We start from the raw sequence: 21,309 nt of genomic DNA on the forward strand, positions 1-21,309 counted from the left end.
GGGGTGCGCCCGCCCACCACGAACACCCTGACCCAGCTCGAAGAGAAGAGCCGTTCGTGAACCACGCGACCGGGCGGAAGCCCGAACCGATCTGCCTGCAGATCTACACCCGCCTGGCCGCCAGTCCCTCGGCCGGGAGTGCCGCATGAGCGCATACGCCCGCGTCACAGACGCGCTCAACGCGCACGGCAGTAAGGGCCGCGGTACCGCCTGGCAGTGCGTTGCCCACGATGACCGATCTCCCTCGCTGTCCGTCACGAACGGAAGCAAGGGCGTCATGCTCAACTGCCACGCCGGTTGTCCCACGGAAGAAGTGGTAAGCGCCCTGGGCCTCACCATGGCGGACCTGTTCGATGAGCCGCTGCCGCAGCAGGGGCGGCCGCAGGTCGTGGCCGAGTACCAGTACACCGACGAGTACGGCGAAGTCCTTTACCTGGTGCGGCGCCTGGAGCCGGGCTACGACGGGGAGCGGAAGACCTTCCGCCAGTACCGGCCGGACGGCACGCCGGGCGTCAAGGGAATCCGCCGCGTCCTGTACCACCTCCCGTCCGTCCTGGCCGAGGCGAAGGCTGGCGGGACGATCCTGATCCCCGAGGGGGAGAAGGATGTCGACAACCTGCGGAAGCTCGGTGTCGTAGCCACGTGCAACGTGGGTGGGGCGGGCAAGTGGAGCGACGACTACACGGCCTGCCTGCAGGGAGCATCGGAAGTCATCGTGCTCGCCGACCGGGACGAGCCGGGTCGCAAGCACGCCGAAGCCGTCTACCGCTCCATCCAGTCCGCAGGCCTGCCCGTCCGCATCCTTGAAGCCGCCAAGGGCAAGGACGTGTCCGACCACCTTTCGGCGGGACTGGGCTTCGACGAACTGCGCACACCCGAATGGCATCCCACAAATCCCAGAACGCAGGATGCTGCCCACGATGCGGGACCGACGGTGGGTTCTGGGAGTTCTGGGACGCAAGACGGAGCGCCCGCGTGGGAAGAGCCCGTTCCCCTCGACAGTCGCGTCCTGCCACGATTCCCCATCGAGACCCTCGGCCAGCTCGCCCCGTTCGTCACCGCGACCGCAGAGAGCCTGCAGGTGCCCGACGACATGGTCGCGTTCGCCTGCCTCGCCACCATCTCGACCGCGACCGGCGGCCGCCGCAAGATTCAGGTCAAGCACGGGTGGACCGAGTCCACCGCGCTCTACCTCACGGCCCTGGCCGACTCGTCCGAGAAGAAGACGCCGGCACTCAACGCCGCCTGCGAACCGCTGCGCGACATCGAGACCGAGCTGATCGAAGCGGCACGGCCAGAGGTCGAGGAGACCCGGCAGCAGATCCGCATCACCGAGAAGGCGATGGAAGCCGCGGAGAAGGCTGCCGGCGGCGGCAAGGCGGCAGACCGCGAAGACGCCAGGGCGGACGCCGAGGCAGCCAGGGAGAAGCTTCTGGAGCTGGGCGACAACCCGGCCCTACCGCTGCTGCTGGTGCGAGACATCACCCTCGAAGCCCTGGCGCTCCGCATGGCCGAGCAGAAGGGCCGCCTCGGATCCCTCGCGTCCGAGGGCGGACTGTTCAAGATTGCGGCTGGCCTCTACGGCAACAACGGCAAGGCCAACACCGACCTGTTGCTCGAGGCGTATACCGGCGGGCCGTACAGCATCGAGCGCATCGGCCGACCGGACCGTCGCATGCCATCCACGTTCCTTGCCCTCGGAATGATCATCCAGCCCGGGATGATCGCGGGTCTAGAGAAGAAGAACCCCGAGTTCCGGCAGTCCGGATTCCTTGGCCGGTTCCTGTACGCGAAGCCGGCCCCCACCGAATCCGACACCTTCGACACCCCGGAAGTCCCATTCGGTGTAGCCGAGGACTACAGCCAGCGGGTCCGCGCCCTCGTCACCGGGGTGTGGAACACCAGCGACGTCGTGATGATGCGCTTGTCCGCCGACGCCCGGGCCGAGTTCGGCCGGTTCTACGACGCCTTCGGCAAGCGCAGGAAGCCGGGCGGCGACCTGCACGACATCGCCGACTGGGCAGGCAAGCTCCGTGGCCAGCTCGTCCGAATCGCCGCCTGCATCACCCTCTTCGAGGACCCCGCGGCGCAGGAGATCAGCCTCGAACGCATCCAGGCCGCCCTGTCCATGGCCCCGTACTTCATCGCCCATGCCCGCGCCGTATTCGACCTCATGGGCAAGAACCGGGAGGGTGCGCTCAAGCCCCTGCGCGACCTCCTCACATGGCTCCGCAGCCGGGGCGAGCCGGGCGCAGACTTCTCCGCTCGGGACGCGTGGCAGGCGCTCAAGGGCCGCGAGTGGGCCGAGGACATGGACGCCATGACCGAGGTCTTGAAGGAGATGGAGCGGCACGGATGGATTGCATTCCGTCCTACGCCCGACTCGGGCAAGCCCGGCCGCAAGCCGTCTCCGCGCTACGACGTTCACCCCTGGGTCGCACGCCCGCCAGAGCGTCCCGGAAATCCCAAAACGCGCCAGTGATTCCACCCCGCGAGATCGCCCAGAGTTCTGGGAGTTCTGGGACGCGAACAGCGCAAGGAGTGCCTGACAGAAATGACAGAGGCCCAGACGGCTCCGACCGTCACGAGCGTCCGGTTCAACCCTCGCTCCAACACCCATGCCGGCTCCCTTGCCCGGCTCCATCGGGACTACCTGCTGGAAGAGACGACGCGCCTCGGGTACCACGCCCCTGGCATGCCGCTCGCCGCGTGGCTCAACACTTTCCTGATCACGGTGGACGACATCCCCGTCGGATACTGCGCCGCCGACCACACGCGGTACGCGATAGAGCTGATCTACATCGAGCCGACCTGGCGCGGCCGTGGGCTCGCAAGCCACCTGCTCCGAGACCTGATGGCCACATGTCCCCAGCCCATGCAGATCAAGGCGCCACTCAGCCCCGGGGGCGAGGCGCTGGCGCGCACGCTGGGGCTCGAAGTCTCGGAGCCGACCGCCGAGGAACTAGCCACGGCGATGGAGATCGCCCGGGACCTGAACGCCACGATCGCCCGGCACTGCCAGCATCGGCGCAAGTCCGGCAACCCGAGCAAGCCCTGCCTCCGCTGCTACCGGAACGTGATTAATACGTCGGCCGCCAACGTCGTCCTGACCTACTGCCGCGCCGTCCGGCTCGGTGTCGCGTGAACGTCGACGACCTGGTCGCCGCGAAGGTGGCCGCCGCCCGTGCCCGCATCGAGCGGGAGAAGCGCCGGCGCGCAGACCTCGCCGCCGCCCGCCGCCGCGGCATCGCCATCCGCCACGCCGCCAAGCTCCGCGAACTCAACTACCGCCGCACATACCCCGAGAAGGAGACACCGTGACCACCACCAGCGACATCGCCCGCGCCCACGGCCACACCGGCCCCACCAACTGCCAGGACTGCGGCACCACGGAGAACGTCCACTTCGGCAGCTGGTGGAGCCCGGAGAGGCACGAGGGCGGCAACTTCCTCCAGTGCTGCGCCTGCGGCATCAAGGCCGGCGACCCGATCAGCGAGCACTTCGACTGCGGCGCGGCCATCACCCAGTACGTCCTCAACGAGCACACCAGCCCCTACAGCAAGCTCGCGTACAAGCGGGTCCACGCCAGGGCCGTCGAGGAGTACATGCAGGGGCAGCACGCCGCCGTGACCTACCTGGACCTCGAAGGCGACGCGGCCCACCAGTACGCGCTCGGCGTGGTCCTCAACCAGGTCGGCCGTGCCTACGCCGCCGCGGCCCTCAACCAGGCCGCGGAGTTCCTTGTCGACAAGCTCGACAAGGACACCTACGTCGCCCTCGGCGGCATCGCCGCCACCCTCGACCTGGACGTCGTCGAAGACCTCGACGGTGCCAACGGCACAGGCGAAGACGAGGGCCCGGACGTGCGCGTCTTCCACCGGGCCGACGGCTGGACGATCGGCGGCTCGCCGACCGCCGAGGCGTGCACCAGCAACCACTACCGCCAGCAGGACGGCCGGCCGCCGTGCACGGACACCGCCGTCTGGAAGGTCGTCAAGTCCCGGGACTTCGGCCTGAGCATCGGCTTCTACTGCGACAGCGATCTGCCCACCGAGCACCGCCACCTGGCCACCCGCACCTGATCCGCACGCACGTCGGCCGGGCCCGCGGATATCGGGCCCGGCTCCCGCTCAGTATCCCGCGACTTGCTTCCCCGCAGGAAGTAAGTCGCCGACCCCGAAGGAGTCCGCCATGGCAGGCGAGACCGTCATCACGGTCGTCGGCAACCTCGTCGACGACCCCGAGCTCCGCTTCACCCCGAACGGCGTCGCGGTCGCCAAGTTCCGCGTCGCCTCAACGCCCCGCACCTTCGACCGGCAGACCAACGAGTGGAAGGACGGCGAGCCGCTGTTCCTCACCTGCTCGGTGTGGCGGCAGGCCGCCGAGAACACGGCCGAGACCCTCGCCCGCGGCATGCGCGTCATCGTCCAGGGCCGTCTGAAGCAGCGGTCCTACGAGGACCGCGAGCAGGTGAAGCGCACCGTGTACGAGCTGGACGTCGACGAGGTCGGCCCCTCGCTGCAGTACGCCTCCGCCGTCGTCACCAAGAAGACCGGCGGCCAGCAGCAGAACGGCCAGACCGCGAACGATGGATGGGGCGGCGCCCGCCCGGCCCAGCAGCAGGCCCCGGCCGGGCAGCCGTCGGCCGCAGACAACCCCCCGTTCTGATCAAGGAGGCCACCGTGTCCAGTCAGGCCGAACTCTTCAACAAGATGTCCCGCGCCCTCGCCCGAGCAGACGCTTTGGCCGAGCAGTGGGCGGGCGACATGACGCCTGTCACTCGCAGCGCCGCCGCCGACCTGTTCGCTTCCGTGCTCGAGCTCAACGGTTGGACGCAGGTCGACAGTCGTCCGCAGCTGCAGCCAGTGGCCGGCCCCGACGAAAGGGCCCCGCGATGACCGACACCGAACTCCAGCTCCTCTGCCAGGGCTTCCTCCTCGGCGTGTACCTGATGCTCGCCGTACAGCTGGCGGGGCAGTACCGGGACGCGCGACGGGATGCCCGGGCGGCCGCCGCCGCGCTCGCCCGCGCACAGGAGCGGCACGCCGTCCGCGACTGGCGCGACGCCCTCGCCATGCGGGAGCGGGTATGAGCGCAGACATCACGCCGTGGCTCGCAGAGGCTGCCCGTATTCGGGATGAGGCTGGGGGCTACACCTTCGAGTCCCTAGCCGTGGCCATGATTCTCAAGCTCGGCTGGTTTCAGGCAGCTGGCATTGCTGGCGCCCTTGAGCCCCACGTCCGCGGCTGGGGTTGGGGCCTGCAGAGCGAGCAGGGGAGGGCGGTAGCCCCTCTGTTCGAGATCCTCGGCTGGGAGCAGTCCGCACTCCTGCTCGCCTGGTTCAACAACCTCGAGAACTACCGAGAGGTCCGCGACACCTTCCCGGCAGAGGTGGTGTCCCGGTGAGCGCCAGCTGCGACCTGTGCGAGCAGGCCATCGACGACGGATACCTGTGCGTCGGCTGCGTCAAGGGCACCCGCGTCCGCCTGGAGGCCATGCCCACCTTGTACGGCGGGCTCGCCGCGCTGCTCCCGCCGAGCAGCGGCACCACCGGCGGCCGCACCGGGAAGGGCGGCCCTGCGCCGCTCCCGGTGAACGAGGACATCCTCGACCTCCGGAGCTCCGCGGGCATGGTCGCGACGCTGGAGAGCTGGGTGGACGCGATCCGGGCCGAGCGCGGCCGCCCCGAGGTCCCGCACCCGGGCAGCCCGACCGGCCGGGTCACACGTGCGGTCGGCGAGCTCCTCGGCCACCTTCCGTGGGTGGCCGTGTCCTGGCCCGAGGCCGGCCTGTTCGCCGGGGAGATCCGGGAGCTGGCCCGCTCGGTCAGCTCGATCATCCGCCCGCCCGCCGCCGACCGCGGGCACCGGGTCGGGAACTGCCCGGCCGCCTTCGGCGACGGCGTCATCTGCGGCGCCGTCCTGCGCCTGGCGCCCGGCGAGAAGGTCGTCACCTGCCGCTGGTGCCAGACCTCGTACCCGCCGGCCACCTGGGCCGGGCTGAAGGCCCTGATCGACGAAGACGCCAAAGGGTCGGGACTAGTCCGGACCCCTGGTTGTGACCAGGCTTTTTCGGCGTTCACCGAAGAAGGGTGGGCGTCAGTGCCCACCCCCGCAGCAGACCAGGAGGAGGAGTCATGGCCGAGCGCGTCGTGACCTGCCGGATGACGAACCGGTACGGCAACCGCTGCACCGCCGAGGCGATCGACCCGAACGGCGAGGTGCTGATCTGCATACGGCACTACAGCGCCGCGGTCCGCACCGTCCGCGAGGCGCAGGCTCGGGTGCTGAAGGGCACGACGTGACGTCGCCACCCCTGTTGACAGATGTCGCCACCCCCCTTTACGGTTGTGGGGCACGGGCCGCTTCAGGTACTAGGAGGGACGTGAGTACGTGGAGAGAGCGCCATGACGCAGCCGTCCGGAAGCAGGAAGCCGCACAGCAGGCCTACCGAGAAGCCACCGACGAACGGGCCCAAGCCCTGATCGACGGCGAGGCCGAACTCGGTAGCCAGGCCGCGGTAGCCAAGGAGCTCGGGGTCACCCGGGCCGGCATCAACCGGGCCATCAACGCCCTACGCAAGAAGCAGTCGTAGGCGACTGCCCCCACAACTGAAGACGGCCCAAAGCCGGTGCTACCAACACCGGCCAAGGGCCTAACCGAACCACCTGACCAGACCAGGAGGACGGCTATGGCTAACTCTGCCATGCCCACAGGCGCGTCGACGCGCCCGCCCTACCCCGGCGACAGCGACCCCCACCCCGACGAGGCCCTGCGCCGCGCCCGCGCCCAGGACGCCCGCGACTACGCCGAAGCACAGGCACAGCGGCAGGTGCAGGACCACCGCCGCGACGTCGACCTGTGCGGGCCGCAGATCCGCGGTGCAAGGTGAGCGCCCGCACGGTCACCGTCGTGACCCGTAACGGCGTCAAGGCCATCGTGTCCGAACCGTCCTGGTGCACAGCCGACCACCCGCAGGGCATCTTCCTGGCGGACGTCAGCCACCGCGGCGACCCCATCGAGGTGCTGCTGCAGGACGGCACGGTGCTGGCGTCGGCGGAGCTGGCCCAGTGGCCGTACAACGTGCGCAACCGGCTGCCGATCATGTCGGTTGTCCTCGACACCGAGGGCACCGAGTACGACGACGAGCAGCTGCAGGAGCTCGCCTCCAAGTTGCTGACGTTCGCCGCGCTGGTTGTGCCGCAGCTGCGTGTGCTGCTGGCCGAGGCCGTCGAGGAGGCGTCCCGGTGAGCGGGGAGCAGCGGGCGCTGCTCGAGGCGGTTTTCGAGGCGCTCGCCATCCCGTACCCGGCCACCATCGGCGATGGCGAAATCCACGGAGAGATCCTCGACCGCCGGGTGATGCATGCCCGTCTCGCCCTGGAGGACGTCCTACAGCGCGGCGGCGACGCAGGGTGGAACGCGGACTACCTCCGGGCGCGGCTCCTCGAGCACCCGCCCACCGGCTACCGCGCCTATGGGGCGCCGCAGACGGAGGCCGGCCAGTGAGCCCCCGCACCGACGACCCGATGCGCACCTGGCTGACGCGCCTGTCGCTCGCCGCCGGTGTCGCCTTCACCGCGCACGCCGAATACGACCTCGCCCGCACCCTCGGCGCCGACCCGTGGATCGCCGCGATGCTCCCGGTCGCGGTCGACGCCTACGTCGTGGCCGCACTCCGCTGGTTCCGCGGCTTCGACATCACCCTGTCCCTGTCGCTGATGGGCGCCGCCCAGGTCGCGGCGCACCTCCTCGACGCGAAGGTGATGACGGTCAACATCCCGATGGTCGTCATCGTGTCCCTGCTCGTGCCCGTGGCGATCTGGCGTACCCACGCCCTCGCCCGCAGCGAGCACGCCGTACCCGCCGCCCCGGCGCCCGTACCCGCCGCCCCGGCGCCCGTACCCGCCGCCCCGGCGCCCGTACCCGTCGAAGTACAGCGCGTACCCGAGCCACCCGAGACGTACCCGGCGATCGCCAAGCCCGTACCCGCGGCACCCGAGCAGACTCCCGTTGATCACTTTGCGGACAGCTGCAAAGTGACACCCGTACTCGCCGCCGAGGAGCCCCGTACCCGCACCGAAGTACACGCCGAGTACGTACCCGACCCCGTACCCGAGGACGACGACGAGCACGTACTCGACCCCGACCCGCTCGTCGCCGAGTCGCGTCACGTCTTCGCTCACATGCTGACCCAGGGCGAAGTGCCCGGAGTACGCGTACTCCGGGCCCGGCACGGCATCGGCCAGCCCCGCGCACAGCGCATCCGCGACGCACTCAAGGAGACGCTGTGACCGACATCGAAAAGGCCGCCCGCGACGCGGTCGAAGCCCAGGCCAACACCGAGCAGGTGGCGCTCATCCAAGCCGTACTGGCGGCACAGCAGCTCACCCAGCAGCAGGCGCAGCCGGTGGCGCCGGCGCCCGTACAGCAGTCGTCGAACGTCGCGAAGTGGGTCGGCGTCGGCATCGGCGGCGCGCTCGCTCTCACTCCGCTCGCCATGGCCGCCGCCATGCTCGCCATCGCGGTCGGCATCTCCGCTGTGGCGCTCACCATTTGCACGCTCGTACTCCGCTCGATGTGGGTGGACATGCAGAAGGGCAAGAAGTCATGACCAGTGCCGAGTACCGCAAGCGCGCCGAGAACGCGCTGCGCCCCGCCTTCCGTCCAGTGACCGCGCAGGACATCGCCGAAGCCGCGGTGTGGGCGCAGCTGGCGACGGCCGCGGCGATCGAGGAGCAGGGCCAGGCGGTGCGCGATGGCGAGTGACCCCAAGTTCACCGCCGGCGAGACGGTCCGGATGGCCTGGCTCGTCGCCCGCATGGCGAAGCGCGGCATCGCTGATGACCGCGAGTACGGCGGCCGCGTCCACCAAGGCGACCTCCAGCGCAAGTTGGACCGGATCGTCGAAGGCGCCCGCAAGCGCGAAGAGCAGGGCAAGTAGCTACGCCGCGGGGCGGCCGTACCCGGCACAGGTACACCGGCCGCCCCGCGTACCCCGACCGCTCACCGAGCAGCAGGAGACCACCATCATGACGGACACCCTCGTACCCGCCGAGGCCACCGCCCCGAGTACACCCCTATCCGCCATACCCGAGCAGCCGGATACGCCCGTACCCGTCGACAACCCCAACCTCCCCGAGCCCGGAGTACGCAACGAGAAGCGGCGCCCCGTCGTCGCGGGCTGGCTGACCAACCGGCGCGACTTCCTCGTCACCGCCCGCCACGCCGGCGCCAACGTCGGATACGCCGCCCTCTTCCACGGAGTACGCCTCCCCGTGTACTCGGCACGCCTCGCCGCCCGGGCCCCGCTCGGCGCCTGCCGGTTCATCGCCAACACCAACCGGTGGGTCTGGGACCGCGAAGCCGCACCCCTCCGTGACTTCGCCGTCCGCTCCGAGGACGTCGAGGAGTACATGCGCCTCGCCAAGCTCCGCGGCAGCCGGGTACGCCTCCGCGGCCTCGTCACCCTCGTCGCCGCAGTGTTCGGCATCGGTTTCGCTCTGTGGCTGTACGTCGTCGCCCCTGCCTACCTGTACGCCTTCGCCGCCGGCGGCGTACTGCTCTGCGGCCTCGCCGGACAGGAGAAGGACGCCCGCGTCATCGGCCCCGCCGTCATCAAGACCGAAGTACAGAAGCTCACCGGCTCCATCGTGCTCCGCGGCCTCGACGCCATCGGCAACGCCAAGATCTCCGGTGCCATCAAGAAGGGCGGCGATATGAACGGGCTGCGCTTCACCAGCGAAATCGTCCGCGACGGGCCCGGCTACCGGGCCGACCTCGACCTCCCGTATGGCGTCACCCCAGACGACGTGATGGAGGCCCGCCAGGCCCTCGCGTCCGGGCTGCGCCGCAAGACCGGCTGCGTCTGGCCCGGCCCCGATCCCGACGAGCACGAGGGCCGGCTGATCCTGTGGGTGGGCGACCGGCCGATGAACGAGACCACCAAGCCCGCGTGGCCGCTGCTCAAGGAGGGCCAAGTCGATCTGTTCCGGCCCGTCGTGTTCGGCAACGACCAGCGCATGCGGGACATGACCGTCACCCTGATGTTCGCCGCGATCGTCATCGGCTCCATCCCGCGCATGGGCAAGACGTTCCTGCTCCGCCTGCTGCTCCTCATCGCCGCCCTCGACCCCCGCGCGCAGCTGTACCCGTTCGACCTCAAAGGCACGGGCGACCTCGGCGCACTGGAACCCGTCGCCCACCGATACAGGGCCGGTGAGGAGGACGAAGACCTCGAGTACATCGTGCAGTCGCTGAGGGAGCTGAAGAACGAGCTGCGGCGCCGGGCGAAGGTCATCAAGTCGCTGCCGCGGTCCCTCTGCCCGGAATCGAAGGTGACGCCGGCCCTCGCCTCCGACAAGAGCCTCGGCCTGCACCCGATCGTCATCGGCATTGACGAGTGCCAGGTCGTCTTCGAGCACGAGAAGTACGGAGCCGAGATCGAATCGATCTGCACCGACATCACCAAGCGTGGCCCGGCCCTCGGCATCGTCGGCATCTTCGCCACACAGCGCCCTGACGCCAAGTCCCTGCCGCCGGGTATCTCCGCGAACGCTGTCCTCAGGTTCTGCCTGAAGGTGATGAACCACCAGGCGAATGACATGGTGCTGAGCACCGGCGCCTACAAGTCCGGGATCCGCGCAACGATGTTCTCCCGCAAGGACCTCGGTATCTGCTGGATGGCCGGTGAGGGCGATGACCCGCGGATCGTCGCCTCGGCGTTCGTCGACGCGGTGGGCGCCGAGAAGGTCGTAGCCAGGGCCCGGACCATGCGCGAGGCCTACGGCAACATCACCGGCCACGCCATCGGCCAGGGCCCCGAGAACCAGGTGCCCGAGTACGACCTCCTCGCCGACGTCCTCAAGGTCGTGGCCGCCGACGAGGAACGCATCTGGAACGAGCGCATCGCGACCCGCCTTGCCCAGCTGCGACCCGACGTGTACTCGGGCTGGGAGACGGAGAACGTCACCTCCGCGCTCAAGCCGCACAAGGTCACCACCCAGGGCACGGCAGGCACCACCGACGAGGGCGAGCGCACCACCCGGCGGGGCATCAAGCGAGCCGACGTCGTCGCCGCCATAGCAGCCCGTGACGGAAAGAAGGGGTAGCGCATCGGTCTGCCGGTAGCACCCTCAGCTGCTACTGGTAGCACCCTCGCTAGCACCCCAAACCGCCTGTGACCTGTGGTGCAGCAGATAGCACCACAGGTCCGCCGCACCCACGAAACCGGCCCTAAGGCCCCTGGGAGACCTCTGTGTTCATCACTACGATCCTCGCCCTCGCCCCCCTCGGCGGTTACGCAGCGCTGTGCGCCGTCCAGCCGTTCACCCGGTGCGGCAAGTGCGCCGGTGAAGGCGAACGGGAGCGCTTCGGCAAGACCAGGACATGCCCCCGCTGTCGCGGCCGCGGTCAGCACCTGCGCGCCGGCCGCCGCCTCCACAACGCCGCCCAACGAACCCACGACGCCGGAAGCCGCTGACAGGAAAGCCCGACCGGAGGACGATGCCGTCATGCCCGCAGCGATCCGCGCCACGTACCTGTCGTTCGCCGCTCTCCTACTCGTCGGCGGCGGCTTCATAGCCGGCCGCACGACAGCACCCAGCCCTCACGACGCAGGCGCTGAGTGCAAAGACGCGCGGCAGATGGTCACAGCCTCGCTCACCGAAGCGAAGGCAGCCCACGACGCTGAAGCGGGGACCGGACAGGAGGAAGCTCGGCTGGCTGCTTACGCCATACTGCAGAACCCCGGCTGCTTCGACGCCAAGACCCGGGCCACGGCCCAGAGCGTCATCGACTCCCAGGACCAAGCGGCCATGAGCGGCTTGACCGACGAAATCCGACAATGCGTCGAGGACGCAACCGACGACTACTCATGGAGCAACTGCTGATCGTGAGCGACCATGGAGCCATGAACGAGCCGCTCCTCGTCGACGCCTACGCCGCAGCAGCAGCCACCGGAATCCGACCCGGCACCATCCGCGTCTGGCTCCACCGCGGCAAGCTCACCCACCACGGCCACGACCGCCAAGGCCGCGCCCTCGTCGACCTCAACGAACTCCAGAACGCCCCCGCCGCCAAGGCCGCTTGACCAGCCTGATCGCAGGGTGTAACACTCGAACCACGTCCGGCGTGCCCGGACACACAGACATCGAAGCCCCGCCCATCCGGCGGGGCTTCCGTCATTCCCCTCACATGCCACCGTGCGGTGGTCGAAGATGAGCCCTCTCATCCGCAATGTCCTTGGGGGGACCATGCGCACCCGCACCATCACGGCCGGCCTCGCCGCCGCACTTCTCACGCTCACCGCCTGCAGCAGCGGCGACGGCAAGCCCCTCGACACGAGCGCCGCAGTCATGTGCGAGGACTTCGTCAAGCAGCGCCTGAAGTCACCCGGCACCGCCAAGTTCCCTGGCGTCACGGACGGCGACTACGCCACGACCACAGTCCTCAGCGACACCAAGCCCTGGAAGTACAAGGTCGTCGGCGTGGTCGACAGCCAGAACGGATTCGGGGCCACCGTCCGCAGCAACTACACCTGCACCGTCTCCACCGAGGACGACGACACCTGGACCCTCGACGACATGCAGCTGACCCAGCGCTGACCCACCCCACATCAAGCCCGGCCCGCACCACGCAGGCCGGGCTCACGCATGTATGGAGGACACCATGGCCGCATGGACCGCCCAGCACCGTCTCGCCATCTATCGCCAAGTCGAGACGACCGCTGGCCCGGTGACCGAACGCGGCCAGCAGTGGGCCGAGACGCGAGCCACCGGACGCGTACACCTGCTCTGCAACTGTGGGTGGACCTCAGGCTGGATCGACCGTAAGGACATGCCCAGTCGTGAGCAACTCAAGGCAGAGCATGGGGTTCCTCTCATGAGCCTGAGCGTCTGACCATGCCCCGGAAGGCCATGCAGGTGTGTCCGACTCCTGGCTGCCCGAACCTGACCCCCGCTGGACGATGCCCCCCCTGCCTTACCCAGGCCCGGGCGGCACGCCCCACACCCCACAGCCGTGGCTACGACAGGCGATGGCGAGACGCCAGCGCCCGCTACCTGCAGGACCATCCGTACTGCGAGTGCGACGAGTGCGCGCCCCTCCCCCCGCTGCAGCGCGACCTGGCAACCGAGGTCGACCACATCGACGGCCTCGGCCCGCTCGGCCCGCGCGGGTTCGACCCGGCCAACTGGCAGGCCATGAGCAAGCGGCATCACAGCCGCAAGACCGCCCGCGAGACCTGGGGCTGATCGCGCCCGGCTCCGATCGTCGTCACGCTCGGTCGCCGCACCCAGGGGGGTGACCCCGGCCGGCTGGGGGCGGAACAGCGCGGGGGAGGGCGCGAGGAGGTCCGCCGGGTTCAGAAGGTCAAGATCGTCACGCAAGGTGACGGCGCTCGGTGCTGCGCAATGCAGCGTTGAAGGAGTGATCGATATGCCCCGTGGAGGAGCACGTGCCGTCTCTGGGCCGCCGCCGGACCCGAGGTCGCTGCGCAGTGCGAGGGTGGCCGACAAGGGCGGCTGGCGGACGCTGCCGGCGGAGGGGCGGGACGGCGAGGCGCCTGTGTGGCCGTTGACGACGGCCGCTGACCGGGAGCTGGATCTGTGGGAGGACCTGTGGGGCAAGCCGCAGGCCGTGGCATGGGAGGACATGGGCCAGGAGCTGGAGGTGGCGCTGTTCGTCCGGACGTTGGCCGAGGCTGAGCGGGCCGACGCGCGGGTGGACGTGAAGAAGATGGTGCGCGGATACCTCGACAGCCTGGGCCTGAGCGTGGCGGGCATGAACAGGAACCGGTGGAAGATCGCCCCGGCGCTCGAGGAGCCCGTGGCGTTGGTGACGGAGCCTGTGCGCCGCCCGTCGGCACGCGACCGGCTGAAGGTCGTGCCCAGTGGCGAAGGCAGCTGAGGCTGCCGCCGAGTTCGTCGTCGACTTCCCCACCCTGTGGATCGTCCCGGACTGGATCGAGCACCACTGCCCCATCCCGGACGGCTTCCGCGTGGGCGAGCCCATGGAGCTGTACCCGTGGCAGCTGTGGTGCACGGTCAACCACTACCGCGTGAAGCCGGAGGCCCGTGTCGGGCAGCTGGCGCCTGCGTTCCACTACCGCCGTAGCCAGGTCGTTGCTCCGCAGAAGACGGGCAAGGGGCCGTGGTCGGCGACGATCGTCCTGGCCGAGGCTGCCGGCCCGGTCGTGTTCGACGGCTGGGCCAAGGGCGGCGAGCGGTACCGGTGTTCGGAGCACGGCTGCGGGTGCGGCTGGTGGTACGAGTACGCGGCCGGTGAGCCGATGGGCGTGCCGTGGCCGACGCCGCTGATCCAGCTGACGGCGACCTCGGAGGATCAGGTCGCGAACGTGTACCGGCCGCTCCGTTCGATGGTGAAGCGCGGCCCGCTCGACGAGCTGATGCAAGCTGGCGAGGAGTTCACCCGGGTCGGCAACGACGGGCGAATCGACGTCGTGACGTCCTCGGCTCTCTCCCGCCTGGGGAACCCGATCGTCTTCGCGATGCAGGACGAGACCGGGCTCTACACCACGGCCAACAAGCTGCGCCGCGTCGCTGAGACGCAGCGCCGCGGCGCGGCCGGCATGGGTGGCCGGTCGATGGAGACGACGAACGGGTGGGATCCATCCGAGCAGTCGGTGGCGCAGACGACGTCTGAGTCCAAGCGCAGGGACATCTTCCGGTACCACCCGCAGCCCCCGCGGTCCCTGTCGTATGGCGACAAGCGGCAGCGCCGGAAGATTCACAGCATCGTGTACGCCGGTAGTGCGCACGTCGACTTGGACGCGATCGAGGCTGAGGCGGCCGAGATCATGGAGAAGGATCCGGCGCAGGCTGAACGGTTCTTCGGTAACCGGTGCGTGGCCGGGTCGGCGTCGTGGCTGGACCCGGCGAAGTGGGCGGCGAAGGCCAAGCCTCAGCGGGTGCGGCCGATGACCCGCATCGTGCTCGGGTTCGACGGCTCGGACATGGACGACTGGACCGCGATCCGGGCCGAGACGATGGACGGCTACCAGTTCACGCCCTTGCACGGGGACGACGACGCTCCGACGATCTGGAACCCGGCCGACTACGGCGGGCAGGTCCCGCGCGCCGAGGTCCGCGCGGCGATGGACCAGCTGATGAACCGGTACGACGTGGTCCGGCTGTACGCGGACCCGCCGTACTGGGACACGGAGATCGACGAGTGGGTCGACAAGTACGGCGAGGAGCGCGTCATCCGCTGGCACACCCGGCGCATCGTGCAGATGCACTCGGCCTGTGAGCGCCTGCGTACCGACGTGCTCAAGCGCGACGCGGATGGGTTCACGCATGACGGGTGCCCGATCACCGAGACGCACATCGCGAACACGCGAGCCGCGTCCCGCCCGATGGACCGCTACGTGCTCCGCAAGGCGAGCCCGAGTCAAAAGATCGACGCGACGATCCCGAGCATCCTCGCCCACGAGGCGCTGGGTGACGTCATCGCCGCGGGCCTGGCCGAGCGGCAGGTGTCCTACTACTACGGAGCATGATGGAGGGCCCATGGCTACGGAGGGGCAGGCTCTCCAGCTAGTCGCGCTGCTGGAGAACGAACTGATCCGGCGGCGCGGCGAGATCGACGTCCACAATGCGTATTACCGCGGCCAGCAGAAGCTGAAGTTCGCGTCGGACGAGTTCGCGAAATTCCATGGGGAGCGCTACCGCGACTTCTCCGACAACTGGGTGCAGGTAGTGGCCGACAGCCCGGTGGAGCGGCTGACGGTGACTGGGTTCCTCGCCTTGGGCGAGACGTCCGCGGACAAGGATCTGTGGGAGGTTTGGCAGGTCAACGGTCTGGACGCCGATTCGCAGCTGGGTTTCCTCGGGGCGGTCACCGGATCGCGGTGCTTCGTCCTGGTGTGGGGTGACCCTGACGATCCGAACATGCCGGTGGTCACCTTCGAGGACGCGTCGCAGTCGATCGTGGCCTACGAACCTGGGTCGCGCCGGCACCGGCGGGCGGCGCTGAAGCGCTGGCAGGATGGCAACGAGGACTACGCCACCTTGTACTTGAAGGACGAGGTGTGGAAGTTCTGCCGCCCCCTCGCGCAGCAGGACAAGTCTCCGCAAGAGGCGGATGTCGACGAGGAGCTGAAGCGGTGGAAGCCGCGGGAGATGGGCGACGAGCCGAATCCTCAGCCGAACCCCATGGGCGTGGTGCCGATGGTGGAGCTGCCGAACAAGCCGATGCTCGTCGACGAGCCGATCTCCGACGTCCGGGGCGTCATCGCGATGCAGGACGCGATCAACCTGCTGTGGGCGCAGCTGTTCACAGCGTCCGATTACGCCAGCTTCCCTCAGCGGGTGATCCTCGGGACCGAGCCGCCGAAGATCCCGAAGCTGAACAGCGCCGGGGAGATCGTCGGCCATCAGAACGTCGACATCCAGAAGTTCGCCGTCGACAGGGTGATGATGTTCTCCGGCGAGAAGGCGCGCATTGCAGAGTGGCAGGCCGCGAACCTGGCCATGTACACGGGCATCATCGAGGTCGCGGTCGGGCACCTGGCCGCGCAGACCCGCACGCCGCAGCACTACCTGATCGGCAAGATGGCCAACCTGTCCGCGGACGCTCTGCTCGCCGCGGAGACCGGGCTGGTGCAGCGGGTCGACGAGAAGAAGCTGTGGTTCGGGCAGGGCCTGCGTGAGATGGCGCGGCTGATCGCCCTGGCCAAGGGCGAGGACGCGAAAGCATCCGCGCTGCGGTCGGGCCGGGTGATGTGGGCCGATTCGGAGTCCCGCTCGCACGCGCAGATGGCCGACGCGCTGCTGAAGCTCAAGCAATTGGGCTTTCCCTTCGAGTGGCTGGCCCTGCGGTACGGGCTCACGCCGACCGAGGTCGCCGACATGATGGAGATGAAGGCCGCCGAGCTGGAGGCCGACCCGGTCACCGAGTTGACCCGGCAGATGACCGGCGGCGCCGGGCCGATGCCCACCGAGGATGAGGTGAGTACTACTCACGTCACCGACGACGAGCCGGAAGCGGAGCCTGCGCCGTGAGCCCGTCGCCTCAGGCAGTGGCGCACATGGAGGCGCGGCGCCGCCTGGCGGAAGCAACGGCGCGGGCGGCCCGCCAGTCGTGGCGGCAGGTCGACCGGGACAATATCCGCGCCTCGTGGCTGGCGCTGCTGGTCCGGGTCCTTGCGATCGTGTCCGGCGGGCAGCTGGCCGCGGCGCAGACGACGGAGGCGTGGCTGGCGGCGCTCCTCGGCCACGATCCGGAGCAGCCGGAATCGGATCGTCTCAACCCGGCGGCACTCACCGGCGTGGACGGCTCAGGCCGCCCGCTCGCGGATGTTCTGATGGCCCCGATGTGGGCGGCGCTGCGGCTGGTCACGGCGGGCAAGCCTGTGGCGCAGTCGATGGCGTCCGGTTCTGCGCTGCTGGATGTGGTTGTCCGTACCGCGGTGGCGGATGCGGGCCGTGCCGCGGATCAGGTCGGGATGGTCTCCCGTCCGGGCGTGACGTCGTACATCCGCGTGGTGGAGGGCGGCGCCTGCTCGCGCTGCATCATCCTCGCCGGGAACGAGTACGGCACCAGCACCGCGTTCCTGCGGCACCCGCGCTGCTCCTGCGGCATGGAGCCCGTCACCCGCGACCACCGCCCAACGCCGCCCACCACCCGGCAGCTGGTCGCCGACATGTCCGACGCGCAGAAGCGCAAGACGTTCGGCGAGGCCGGCGCGAAAGCCCTCGCAGAGGGCGCAGACCTCGAGCAACTGGTCAACGCCCGACGCGGCATGGCCACAGCCACCGTGTTCGGCCGCCAGGTGCTGGCCACCAGCGAGGGCATCACCCGCCGGGGCATCGCCGGCAAGCGGCTGAAGAACTTCGAGAAGGTGCCCGGCCAGCGGTACCGCCTCTCGCGCACACCCCGGCTGATGCCTGAGGAAATCTTCCGCCTGGCCGACGACCGCGAGCACGCGGTGCGGCTGCTGCGGCAGCACAGCTACATCGTCTGATCCGCCCGCGCGCAACGCCCGGGCCCGCACCCGCAATGGGAGATCGTATGAACCGCCGCACCCTGCCCCGCCAGGCCCGCGCGCACGCGCCCGGGTGGTCGCATCCCTACCCGGTGAACCCGTTCTCGCCCGTGTTCTACGCCGACGGCGACGACCAGGACGACGACGTCGGCACCGGCGACGACGACCAGGGCGACAGCGACGACGGCGATGGTGATGCCGGCACCGGCCAGGACGACGAGGAGCCGGACCCGGACGGCGCCGACGAGCTCGGCGACAAGGGCAAGCGCGCACTCGCCTCGATGAAGGGCAAGTGGCGCGCGGAACGGACCCGGGCCAGGGAGCTGGAGCAGCGCCTGGCCGAGAAGGACGGCGCCGACGAGGCCGAGCAGCTGCGGCGCAGGGCGGAGCAGAACGCCCTCGCCAAGGCCAACGCCCGGATTCTCCGTGCGGAGGTGAAGGCGGCGGCCGCGGGCAAGCTCGCAGATCCGGCCGACGCCTACAAGTTCCTCGACCTCGACCAGTTCGAGGTCGATGACGACGGCAACGTCGATAGCGAAGAGGTCGCGGAAGCGATCGAGGACCTCATCAAGTCCAAGCCCTACCTGGCAGCCGCAACGGCGAAGAGGTTCCAGGGCACAGGCGACGGCGGCGCAGCGCGCAAGGCAGGCCGGCCCAAGCAGCTCACCAAGAACGACCTCAAAACCATGAGCGCCGACCAGATCGTCGCGGCCCAGGATGCGGGCCAACTCGACGACTACCTCGGCGCCGGCTAACCCAAGAAGGAGGCCACACCGTGGCTATCACCCGCTTCCGGCCGGAGGTCTGGAGTGCACGACTGCTCGTCGGCACTCGGACCCGGCTCGTCTACGGCCAGCCTGGCGTCGTCAACCGCGACTACGAGGGTGAGATCTCCGAGTCGGGCGACATCGTGCGGATCACCTCGATCTCCGACCCGACGATCGGCACCTACACCGCGAACTCCACGGTCATCACTCCGGAGGAGCTGACCGACGCGCAGCGCACGCTGCAGGTCGACCAGAGCAAGTATTTCGCGTTCAAGGTCGATGACGTCGACAAGCGCCAGGCGAAGGGCAGCGTGATGCCCGAGGCCATGTCGAGGGCCGCGTACCAGCTGGCGAAGGTGGCCGACTCCTACATCGCGAACCTGTACACGCAGGCCGCGACCGCCAACCAGCTGGGCACCGTCTCGGTGACCACCGCGGACCTCGCTTACGCCCAGATCCGGCAGATGAAGCTGCGGATGGACGAGGCGGACATCCCCGATGAGGGCCGCTACCTCGTCGGCCCGCACTGGTTCTTCTCCCTGCTGCTGGACAGCAGCAAGTACCTGGACGCCTCGGCGTCCGGCTCCACCGAGCCGCTGCGTAACGGCTTCGTGGGCCGCACCCTCGGCTTCAACCTGGCGCAGTCCAACCAGGCCCCGAACCCCACCGGCGACGACTACGTGGTCCAGGCCGGTGTGCCGCAGGCGATCTCCTTCGCGGAGCAGATCAACAAGACCGAGGCCTACCGGCCGGAGAACAGCTTCGCCGACGCGATCAAGGGTCTGCACCTGTACGGCGCGAAGGTCATCCGCCCCGACCACATCGTCACCCTCGTCGCCTCCAAGACCTGATCGGAGAACTGAACTCATGCCTCGCACAGCAGTCGCGTACCGCAACCTGGTCGCCAACAGCTCCCTGAACGGCGCCACCGGGCCGACGACCGTGGATGCCACCCTCGTCACCAACGGCGTCGTCGTCGAGGACGCCGTCCCGGAGCTGACCGTCATCCGCGTCACTCACACCGACGGCACCGCGCACGACATGATCGTGCGCGCCGGGGACAACCCGCCCGCCCTCGCGGCCGGGCAGGGAGACCTCACCGTCGAAGTCGCCCTCACCTCCGGCGTCCGCTACTTCGGGCCGTTCGAAAGCGGCCGGTTCCTGCAGTCGGACGGATCGCTGCACGTCGACTTCGAGACCGGCTTCGTCGGCACCATCGACGTCCTGCGGATTCCGAGGGCCACGTGATGACCGAGACGATCTATATCCGGGGAGAAGGCGGCGGGATTCACGCAATGGACCTGCCTCTGCACGAGTCGGTCGAGCAGCGTCTCGCCCGGGGCCAGCTCACCCGCGTGAACCCGGACGGCTCCTCGTACCACGGCAGCACCGAAGGCCAGGCGGCCGCAGCCGCACCCGACGACCCAGACAGCGCTCCGCAGGAGCCTGCGGCGGCCGGGGACCGGCCTGCGGTCAACGCACCGAAGGCCGACTGGATCGCCTACGTGGTGCGGACCGGGCGCCTGTCCGCCGACGACGCCGCGAACTACACCAAGGCCGACCTGATCGACCTGGTCAGCTGAGAGGGAGGCCACCGTGGCACTGGACCCGCTGGCGGCGGTGGCCGACCTTGAGGCCCGCGGCCTGACCATCGATCCGTCCGAGTCCGCGCTCGTCGCCGTCTACCTGGACGTCGCCTCGCAGGCTGTCCGTGAGGCGGCCGGGGTGCCGATCTCTGAGACCACGTCGACCGTGACGCTGGAGGGCGAGCACGGGCAGTGGCTCCGGCTTCCCGGCCTGCCCGTGTCCTCGGTCGCCACGGTCGAACTGGACGGCGAGGCAGTCACCGACTGGCGGCTGCGCTCCGGAATGCTGTGGCGCGCGGCCGGGTGGACCAACTGCGACGGCCCGTCCGAGGTCGAAGTCACCTACACGCACGGTCTGCTTGTCGTGCAGTCGGACATCGTCGACCTGGTGTGCCGCATGGTCGCGGCGGCGCTCACGGCGTACCGGTCGCTCGAGACGGGCGAGGCCCTGAGCGCGGACAAGGTGGTCACCTCGGAGCGGATCGGCGACTACGCCGTGACGTTCGCCAACGATGGCAGGGTCACGGAGATGGACCTGCCGCAGTATTGGCGCGAGCGCTTGGCCGCCCGCTTCGGCGGCGGCATCTCCTCGGCGAGGTCGCGGTGAGTCGCATCGGCCGGTACCTGAACCGGCAGCTTGAGGTCTACCGGCCCACGACCGTCGATGACGGGGCCGGCGGGCAAGAGACCACGCTCGTCCTGCAGGGCACCGTGCGGGCCAAGGTCGACCAGCCGTCGAACGCGGACCGGATGCTGGCCGCTCAATCGGGCAGCGAGCACGATCACACCGTGTTCCTGCAGCCCCGCGCCAACGTGCGGCGCGGGGACGAGCTGCGCGGCACGGACTCCCTCGGCACCGACCAGGTGTTCCGTGTGCTGTCCGTGGTGCAGCCGTCGACACCCGTCTACTCAAAGGCCGCGTGCCAGCTGATCCAGACGGAGGGAGCCTGA

35 protein-coding genes are annotated in these 21,309 nt (G+C 69.4%); all 35 read left to right on the plus strand.

What is annotated here, in order from left to right:
* Nucleotides 1-145: 145 nt before the first annotated feature.
* The gene (locus ACH5AF_RS02570; protein WP_398899486.1) at nucleotides 146-2,482 is read left to right on the plus strand and encodes a DUF3987 domain-containing protein; all 2,337 of its coding nucleotides are present in this window, start codon (nucleotides 146-148) and stop codon (nucleotides 2,480-2,482) included.
* Between the two features lie 72 nt (nucleotides 2,483-2,554).
* On the plus strand, nucleotides 2,555-3,145 hold the full coding sequence (locus ACH5AF_RS02575) for a GNAT family N-acetyltransferase (protein WP_398899488.1): 591 nt from the start codon (nucleotides 2,555-2,557) through the stop codon (nucleotides 3,143-3,145).
* Nucleotides 3,142-3,321 (plus strand): hypothetical protein, encoded by a 180-nt coding sequence (locus ACH5AF_RS02580; protein WP_398899489.1) that lies wholly within the window; start codon nucleotides 3,142-3,144, stop codon nucleotides 3,319-3,321. Before ACH5AF_RS02575 ends, ACH5AF_RS02580 begins: the two co-directional genes overlap by 4 nt.
* Nucleotides 3,318-4,082: a hypothetical protein gene (locus ACH5AF_RS02585; protein WP_398899490.1), complete on the plus strand. Its 765-nt coding sequence runs from the start codon at nucleotides 3,318-3,320 to the stop codon at nucleotides 4,080-4,082. Before ACH5AF_RS02580 ends, ACH5AF_RS02585 begins: the two co-directional genes overlap by 4 nt.
* A 109-nt stretch (nucleotides 4,083-4,191) precedes the next feature.
* On the plus strand, nucleotides 4,192-4,668 hold the full coding sequence (locus ACH5AF_RS02590) for a single-stranded DNA-binding protein (protein WP_398899491.1): 477 nt from the start codon (nucleotides 4,192-4,194) through the stop codon (nucleotides 4,666-4,668).
* A gap of 14 nt (nucleotides 4,669-4,682) precedes the next feature.
* Nucleotides 4,683-4,898 carry a hypothetical protein gene (locus tag ACH5AF_RS02595; protein ID WP_398899492.1) on the plus strand — a complete coding sequence of 72 codons (216 nt, stop codon included), beginning with the start codon at nucleotides 4,683-4,685 and terminating at the stop codon, nucleotides 4,896-4,898.
* Nucleotides 4,895-5,092 (plus strand): hypothetical protein, encoded by a 198-nt coding sequence (locus ACH5AF_RS02600; protein WP_398899493.1) that lies wholly within the window; start codon nucleotides 4,895-4,897, stop codon nucleotides 5,090-5,092. The genes ACH5AF_RS02595 and ACH5AF_RS02600 overlap by 4 nt, the downstream gene beginning before the upstream one ends.
* Complete coding sequence (locus ACH5AF_RS02605) at nucleotides 5,089-5,406, plus strand: hypothetical protein (RefSeq protein ID WP_398899494.1); 318 nt, start codon at nucleotides 5,089-5,091, stop codon at nucleotides 5,404-5,406. The genes ACH5AF_RS02600 and ACH5AF_RS02605 overlap by 4 nt, the downstream gene beginning before the upstream one ends.
* On the plus strand, nucleotides 5,403-6,155 hold the full coding sequence (locus tag ACH5AF_RS02610; RefSeq protein WP_398899495.1) for a hypothetical protein: 753 nt from the start codon (nucleotides 5,403-5,405) through the stop codon (nucleotides 6,153-6,155). Before ACH5AF_RS02605 ends, ACH5AF_RS02610 begins: the two co-directional genes overlap by 4 nt.
* Nucleotides 6,137-6,304 (plus strand): hypothetical protein, encoded by a 168-nt coding sequence (locus ACH5AF_RS02615; protein WP_398899496.1) that lies wholly within the window; start codon nucleotides 6,137-6,139, stop codon nucleotides 6,302-6,304. The genes ACH5AF_RS02610 and ACH5AF_RS02615 overlap by 19 nt, the downstream gene beginning before the upstream one ends.
* Nucleotides 6,305-6,384: 80 nt before the next feature.
* The gene (locus tag ACH5AF_RS02620; protein ID WP_398899497.1) at nucleotides 6,385-6,594 is read left to right on the plus strand and encodes a hypothetical protein; all 210 of its coding nucleotides are present in this window, start codon (nucleotides 6,385-6,387) and stop codon (nucleotides 6,592-6,594) included.
* Nucleotides 6,595-6,690: 96 nt separating this feature from the next.
* On the plus strand, nucleotides 6,691-6,891 hold the full coding sequence (locus tag ACH5AF_RS02625) for a hypothetical protein (RefSeq protein ID WP_398899498.1): 201 nt from the start codon (nucleotides 6,691-6,693) through the stop codon (nucleotides 6,889-6,891).
* Nucleotides 6,892-6,911: 20 nt separating this feature from the next.
* Entirely contained in the window at nucleotides 6,912-7,250 is a 339-nt protein-coding gene (locus tag ACH5AF_RS02630; protein WP_398899499.1) for a DUF6907 domain-containing protein, read from the plus strand.
* Entirely contained in the window at nucleotides 7,247-7,507 is a 261-nt protein-coding gene (locus ACH5AF_RS02635; RefSeq protein WP_398899500.1) for a hypothetical protein, read from the plus strand. Before ACH5AF_RS02630 ends, ACH5AF_RS02635 begins: the two co-directional genes overlap by 4 nt.
* A complete protein-coding gene (locus ACH5AF_RS02640) occupies nucleotides 7,504-8,292 on the plus strand; it encodes a hypothetical protein (RefSeq protein ID WP_398899501.1) in 789 nt (262 codons plus the stop codon). The genes ACH5AF_RS02635 and ACH5AF_RS02640 overlap by 4 nt, the downstream gene beginning before the upstream one ends.
* A complete protein-coding gene (locus tag ACH5AF_RS02645; protein WP_398899502.1) occupies nucleotides 8,289-8,612 on the plus strand; it encodes a hypothetical protein in 324 nt (107 codons plus the stop codon). Before ACH5AF_RS02640 ends, ACH5AF_RS02645 begins: the two co-directional genes overlap by 4 nt.
* Nucleotides 8,609-8,767, plus strand: a complete 159-nt coding sequence (locus ACH5AF_RS02650) for a hypothetical protein (RefSeq protein WP_398899503.1) — start codon at nucleotides 8,609-8,611, stop codon at nucleotides 8,765-8,767. Before ACH5AF_RS02645 ends, ACH5AF_RS02650 begins: the two co-directional genes overlap by 4 nt.
* On the plus strand, nucleotides 8,757-8,942 hold the full coding sequence (locus ACH5AF_RS02655; RefSeq protein ID WP_398899504.1) for a DUF6257 family protein: 186 nt from the start codon (nucleotides 8,757-8,759) through the stop codon (nucleotides 8,940-8,942). The genes ACH5AF_RS02650 and ACH5AF_RS02655 overlap by 11 nt, the downstream gene beginning before the upstream one ends.
* An 88-nt stretch (nucleotides 8,943-9,030) precedes the next feature.
* A complete protein-coding gene (locus tag ACH5AF_RS02660) occupies nucleotides 9,031-11,109 on the plus strand; it encodes a cell division protein FtsK (protein WP_398899505.1) in 2,079 nt (692 codons plus the stop codon).
* A gap of 146 nt (nucleotides 11,110-11,255) precedes the next feature.
* Complete coding sequence (locus tag ACH5AF_RS02665) at nucleotides 11,256-11,480, plus strand: hypothetical protein (RefSeq protein WP_398899506.1); 225 nt, start codon at nucleotides 11,256-11,258, stop codon at nucleotides 11,478-11,480.
* Nucleotides 11,481-11,511: 31 nt separating this feature from the next.
* Nucleotides 11,512-11,889: a hypothetical protein gene (locus ACH5AF_RS02670; RefSeq protein ID WP_398899507.1), complete on the plus strand. Its 378-nt coding sequence runs from the start codon at nucleotides 11,512-11,514 to the stop codon at nucleotides 11,887-11,889.
* Between the two features lie 20 nt (nucleotides 11,890-11,909).
* Complete coding sequence (locus ACH5AF_RS02675; protein WP_398899508.1) at nucleotides 11,910-12,089, plus strand: hypothetical protein; 180 nt, start codon at nucleotides 11,910-11,912, stop codon at nucleotides 12,087-12,089.
* A 127-nt stretch (nucleotides 12,090-12,216) separates the two neighbouring features.
* On the plus strand, nucleotides 12,217-12,603 hold the full coding sequence (locus ACH5AF_RS02680) for a hypothetical protein (RefSeq protein WP_398899509.1): 387 nt from the start codon (nucleotides 12,217-12,219) through the stop codon (nucleotides 12,601-12,603).
* A 64-nt stretch (nucleotides 12,604-12,667) separates the two neighbouring features.
* Nucleotides 12,668-12,898 carry a hypothetical protein gene (locus tag ACH5AF_RS02685; protein ID WP_398899510.1) on the plus strand — a complete coding sequence of 77 codons (231 nt, stop codon included), beginning with the start codon at nucleotides 12,668-12,670 and terminating at the stop codon, nucleotides 12,896-12,898.
* 2 nt (nucleotides 12,899-12,900) lie between these two features.
* Entirely contained in the window at nucleotides 12,901-13,251 is a 351-nt protein-coding gene (locus ACH5AF_RS02690; protein ID WP_398899511.1) for an HNH endonuclease signature motif containing protein, read from the plus strand.
* A 184-nt stretch (nucleotides 13,252-13,435) separates the two neighbouring features.
* A complete protein-coding gene (locus tag ACH5AF_RS02695; protein ID WP_398899512.1) occupies nucleotides 13,436-13,906 on the plus strand; it encodes a hypothetical protein in 471 nt (156 codons plus the stop codon).
* Nucleotides 13,890-15,518 carry a hypothetical protein gene (locus ACH5AF_RS02700; protein WP_398899514.1) on the plus strand — a complete coding sequence of 543 codons (1,629 nt, stop codon included), beginning with the start codon at nucleotides 13,890-13,892 and terminating at the stop codon, nucleotides 15,516-15,518. Before ACH5AF_RS02695 ends, ACH5AF_RS02700 begins: the two co-directional genes overlap by 17 nt.
* Before the next feature lie 10 nt (nucleotides 15,519-15,528).
* On the plus strand, nucleotides 15,529-17,022 hold the full coding sequence (locus tag ACH5AF_RS02705; protein WP_398899515.1) for a phage portal protein: 1,494 nt from the start codon (nucleotides 15,529-15,531) through the stop codon (nucleotides 17,020-17,022).
* A complete protein-coding gene (locus ACH5AF_RS02710; RefSeq protein ID WP_398899516.1) occupies nucleotides 17,019-17,984 on the plus strand; it encodes a hypothetical protein in 966 nt (321 codons plus the stop codon). Before ACH5AF_RS02705 ends, ACH5AF_RS02710 begins: the two co-directional genes overlap by 4 nt.
* 47 nt (nucleotides 17,985-18,031) lie before the next feature.
* Nucleotides 18,032-18,760, plus strand: a complete 729-nt coding sequence (locus ACH5AF_RS02715; RefSeq protein WP_398899517.1) for a hypothetical protein — start codon at nucleotides 18,032-18,034, stop codon at nucleotides 18,758-18,760.
* A 20-nt stretch (nucleotides 18,761-18,780) separates the two neighbouring features.
* Nucleotides 18,781-19,623: a P22 coat protein - protein 5 domain protein gene (locus ACH5AF_RS02720; protein ID WP_398899518.1), complete on the plus strand. Its 843-nt coding sequence runs from the start codon at nucleotides 18,781-18,783 to the stop codon at nucleotides 19,621-19,623.
* A gap of 16 nt (nucleotides 19,624-19,639) precedes the next feature.
* Nucleotides 19,640-20,020, plus strand: a complete 381-nt coding sequence (locus tag ACH5AF_RS02725) for a hypothetical protein (RefSeq protein WP_398899519.1) — start codon at nucleotides 19,640-19,642, stop codon at nucleotides 20,018-20,020.
* A gap of 47 nt (nucleotides 20,021-20,067) precedes the next feature.
* Nucleotides 20,068-20,355 (plus strand): hypothetical protein, encoded by a 288-nt coding sequence (locus tag ACH5AF_RS02730; RefSeq protein WP_398899520.1) that lies wholly within the window; start codon nucleotides 20,068-20,070, stop codon nucleotides 20,353-20,355.
* A gap of 13 nt (nucleotides 20,356-20,368) precedes the next feature.
* Nucleotides 20,369-20,965, plus strand: a complete 597-nt coding sequence (locus ACH5AF_RS02735; RefSeq protein WP_398899521.1) for a hypothetical protein — start codon at nucleotides 20,369-20,371, stop codon at nucleotides 20,963-20,965.
* Entirely contained in the window at nucleotides 20,962-21,309 is a 348-nt protein-coding gene (locus ACH5AF_RS02740) for a phage head closure protein (protein ID WP_398899522.1), read from the plus strand. The genes ACH5AF_RS02735 and ACH5AF_RS02740 overlap by 4 nt, the downstream gene beginning before the upstream one ends.

Source organism: Streptomyces sp. NPDC018833, from assembly GCF_044390825.1.
In the GTDB taxonomy this organism is placed as follows: domain Bacteria; phylum Actinomycetota; class Actinomycetes; order Streptomycetales; family Streptomycetaceae; genus Streptomyces.

Excerpts from the sequence above, each read along its gene's own strand:
- ACH5AF_RS02570 (WP_398899486.1), top strand. The coding sequence starts at position 146 with ATGAGCGCATACGCCCGCGTCACAGACGCGCTCAACGCGCACGGCAGT.
- ACH5AF_RS02575 (WP_398899488.1), top strand. The coding sequence starts at position 2,555 with ATGACAGAGGCCCAGACGGCTCCGACCGTCACGAGCGTCCGGTTCAAC.
- ACH5AF_RS02590 (WP_398899491.1), top strand. The coding sequence starts at position 4,192 with ATGGCAGGCGAGACCGTCATCACGGTCGTCGGCAACCTCGTCGACGAC.
- ACH5AF_RS02600 (WP_398899493.1), top strand. The coding sequence starts at position 4,895 with ATGACCGACACCGAACTCCAGCTCCTCTGCCAGGGCTTCCTCCTCGGC.
- ACH5AF_RS02605 (WP_398899494.1), top strand. The coding sequence starts at position 5,089 with ATGAGCGCAGACATCACGCCGTGGCTCGCAGAGGCTGCCCGTATTCGG.
- ACH5AF_RS02615 (WP_398899496.1), top strand. The coding sequence starts at position 6,137 with ATGGCCGAGCGCGTCGTGACCTGCCGGATGACGAACCGGTACGGCAAC.
- ACH5AF_RS02625 (WP_398899498.1), top strand. The coding sequence starts at position 6,691 with ATGGCTAACTCTGCCATGCCCACAGGCGCGTCGACGCGCCCGCCCTAC.
- ACH5AF_RS02650 (WP_398899503.1), top strand. The coding sequence starts at position 8,609 with ATGACCAGTGCCGAGTACCGCAAGCGCGCCGAGAACGCGCTGCGCCCC.
- ACH5AF_RS02655 (WP_398899504.1), top strand. The coding sequence starts at position 8,757 with ATGGCGAGTGACCCCAAGTTCACCGCCGGCGAGACGGTCCGGATGGCC.
- ACH5AF_RS02660 (WP_398899505.1), top strand. The coding sequence starts at position 9,031 with ATGACGGACACCCTCGTACCCGCCGAGGCCACCGCCCCGAGTACACCC.
- ACH5AF_RS02670 (WP_398899507.1), top strand. The coding sequence starts at position 11,512 with ATGCCCGCAGCGATCCGCGCCACGTACCTGTCGTTCGCCGCTCTCCTA.
- ACH5AF_RS02675 (WP_398899508.1), top strand. The coding sequence starts at position 11,910 with ATGAACGAGCCGCTCCTCGTCGACGCCTACGCCGCAGCAGCAGCCACC.
- ACH5AF_RS02680 (WP_398899509.1), top strand. The coding sequence starts at position 12,217 with ATGAGCCCTCTCATCCGCAATGTCCTTGGGGGGACCATGCGCACCCGC.
- ACH5AF_RS02685 (WP_398899510.1), top strand. The coding sequence starts at position 12,668 with ATGGCCGCATGGACCGCCCAGCACCGTCTCGCCATCTATCGCCAAGTC.
- ACH5AF_RS02690 (WP_398899511.1), top strand. The coding sequence starts at position 12,901 with ATGCCCCGGAAGGCCATGCAGGTGTGTCCGACTCCTGGCTGCCCGAAC.
- ACH5AF_RS02695 (WP_398899512.1), top strand. The coding sequence starts at position 13,436 with ATGCCCCGTGGAGGAGCACGTGCCGTCTCTGGGCCGCCGCCGGACCCG.
- ACH5AF_RS02705 (WP_398899515.1), top strand. The coding sequence starts at position 15,529 with ATGGCTACGGAGGGGCAGGCTCTCCAGCTAGTCGCGCTGCTGGAGAAC.
- ACH5AF_RS02715 (WP_398899517.1), top strand. The coding sequence starts at position 18,032 with ATGAACCGCCGCACCCTGCCCCGCCAGGCCCGCGCGCACGCGCCCGGG.
- ACH5AF_RS02725 (WP_398899519.1), top strand. The coding sequence starts at position 19,640 with ATGCCTCGCACAGCAGTCGCGTACCGCAACCTGGTCGCCAACAGCTCC.
- ACH5AF_RS02730 (WP_398899520.1), top strand. The coding sequence starts at position 20,068 with ATGGACCTGCCTCTGCACGAGTCGGTCGAGCAGCGTCTCGCCCGGGGC.